Annotated in this window: 2 protein-coding genes; both read right to left on the reverse strand. The window is 37.3% G+C overall.

Annotated features, from left to right (window positions below):
• Positions 1-8: 8 nt before the first annotated feature.
• Positions 9-206, reverse strand: a complete 198-nt coding sequence (locus IC220_RS08240) for a hypothetical protein (RefSeq protein ID WP_188153824.1) — start codon at positions 204-206, stop codon at positions 9-11.
• A 1-nt stretch (position 207) separates the two neighbouring features.
• Positions 208-1,064: hypothetical protein (locus IC220_RS08245; protein ID WP_188153825.1), on the reverse strand; the 857-nt coding region annotated here is incomplete at its 5' end.

The raw sequence follows: 1,064 nt of genomic DNA on the forward strand, positions 1-1,064 counted from the left end.
GTCATCTCTTAATTTCCCCACAATTTTAACAGTTTTTCAAAACTAAATCTTTCAAAGTTACCCTTCAGCTCATCATGTTCATTTTCCCTACTGGTAATATCCTCATCTATTTTTTCAATGCTTGTGCGAATACGTACCACATCTTGCACGGCAATATTTTCTGGATGAGGCAGTGGATATCCTCTATTCGTTTTATCTTCTGGCATTTCATGTAATAATTATTCGCAAATTTTTCACTTTAGGACGATATTGCACTGTACCACTAAGAACTAGCTTTATCCTGGTTTCATTGGCATTAAAGTTTGTCAGTATGTGAATCCTCTCCACCCAGTTGTCACCGATAGGTTTTCCTGTTGTTAAATTAACTAACTGCCATTCTCTTTCCACGTTTTTTTGCACATATGCTTTAACATCGGCAGTGCCAGGTATTAATGCATCATAAGTAATTGTTATCTTAGTATTTGAACCTGCTGGAATGCTCCTGGTTACGTAATCTGCAGATTCTCCCACATTTCCAAGAACCAACTGTAACCCAGGATAAAGCACTGGACTTCTTTCCTTTGAGCCTTTTAGCGTTGTTTTTACAGTTAATTCTCCAGAGAGTCTTGAACGCAGCGCTAATGGCAGATTATCAGATAAAAAATGCTCTTTTCCATCCTGCTCAGTTAAAATAAACTCAGCATTAGTATCAAATGAGACTTTTTCAACGTTTGCCAGAGCAATTAAATCTGAAGTGTTATTTGCGGTAATCTTGCCAAGATTAATTGTGGTGGAATTTTCAGTAAATTTTGCAGCTAACAGTCGAAAAGTTAAATCTAAATTTTGATGTGGAGTCCAAGTGCTGGCATTGCTCGATGAAAGTAACACTCCCACCTGATACGGTTGACTCGTTACCCAACGGCTGTTTACTGCATCATATTTTCCTAATTCCGCTATTTTAACTGCAGTATTTTGATCATCAGTTAGTAAAACAATAGCATATTCTCTGCCAACTTCACACCAAACTGGTGACCAAGTGATACGTGTTGCTGTACCATCTACCTTTATATCTTTTGACTCAATAT

The organism is Wolbachia endosymbiont of Pentalonia nigronervosa, assembly GCF_014534705.1.
GTDB lineage: Bacteria > Pseudomonadota > Alphaproteobacteria > Rickettsiales > Anaplasmataceae > Wolbachia.